Source organism: Microbacterium sp. T32 (assembly GCF_001619615.1).
In the GTDB taxonomy this organism is placed as follows: domain Bacteria; phylum Actinomycetota; class Actinomycetes; order Actinomycetales; family Microbacteriaceae; genus Microbacterium.
Map to the genome: position 1 here is coordinate 1 of NZ_LQQP01000027.1, position 1,243 is coordinate 1,243.

Sequence of the window (1,243 nt, forward strand, 5' to 3'; positions counted from 1 at the left end):
CCGGGGCGACAGAAGTGGCCCCGGGGCCACTCGCGAACTTCGCGACCACGGGCGGCCACCGCATCCCAGCCCCTCCTCCCCATGCCGAGCGCCCTCTAGTTGATCCCCATATCGGGCTGAGGACCCAGCGCTACGGGGAGCGCGAGTGAAGACTCAGAACGGTGACCAACGGATTCATCGTTCCTCTGCGCCGACGGCGTGACCTCGCGGAGCTCGGGTACGACTCACGTCGAATTCGACGTGCGGTCGACTCGGGCATGTTGACCATGCTGCGGCGCGGGGTATTCGTCCGAACGTCGGAGCTCGCGCCCTTGACCGTCGAGGACAACGCGGTTCTCCGTGCCCGGGCGTACAGCGCCATCGCTGCCATCCCACCCATTTTCGCCGGGCGCACCGCAGCCGCCATCCACGGGCTTCCTTTGTTGTCAGACGATGGGAAGACCCATGTCGTATCGCCGAACGGTCGACCGGGCTCGGGCTACGAGATCGTTCGTCACCGGGGACTTCTCGACAACGCGGATGTGACAGAGATCGGGGGCCTGCTCTGCACGTCCCTCGCGCGGACCGTGGCGGACGTCGCACGGGCCGAGTCGAAAGAGCTGGCAGTATCCGTGGCGGATGCCGCGCTTCGTCAAACCGCGTACCGCTCGCCGGGCGTGTACGACGAGGCTGCGGCTGAGGCACTCAAGGAAGCCGCGCGCCGGACGCTCCTCACCCAGGCTGTGGGCCGCGTGCAGGCTCGGAGAGTTCTGGAGTTCGCGGACGGCCGCGCTCAGCTTCCTGGGGAGAGCATCAGCCGCATCCGTCTGGCAGAACTCGGCTTCGCCGTTCCCTCGCTGCAGGTGCCGATTCGGGGTCCGCGTGGACGAACGTACTGGGTCGACTTCGGTCTGGACGACGTGGAAGCCTGGGGAGAGTTCGACGGCAAGACGAAATATGGCGCGCTCGCCTCCGCCGAAGGGAAGAGCCCAGGCGAGATCGTCGCCGAGGAGAAGCTTCGCGAGGACTGGATCCGCGGCGTCACCCGACGCCCCGTCGTCAGATGGGGGTGGGGCGATATCACGGACGCTGCCACGCTCGGGCGTCGATTGGCGGCGTTCGGTATCCGCCCCAACCCGTCTCGACCGGGGACTTCCTCCCCGAAGATCGCGTCAGCATAGATGCTCTGTTCGCCGGCCCCCCGAAGTCACCACGGGCGTCCCAGCGAGGCGTGGTGGCCCCGGGGCGACAGAAGTGGCCCCGG

Annotated in this window: 1 protein-coding gene; it reads left to right on the top strand. The window is 67.7% G+C overall.

Annotated features, from left to right (window positions below; all coding sequences use genetic code 11):
* Window positions 1–161 precede the first annotated feature (161 nt).
* Entirely contained in the window at window positions 162–1,160 is a 999-nt protein-coding gene (locus tag AVW09_RS13770; protein ID WP_156496111.1) for a type IV toxin-antitoxin system AbiEi family antitoxin domain-containing protein, read from the top strand.
* The last annotated feature ends 83 nt before the right edge of the window (window positions 1,161–1,243 follow it).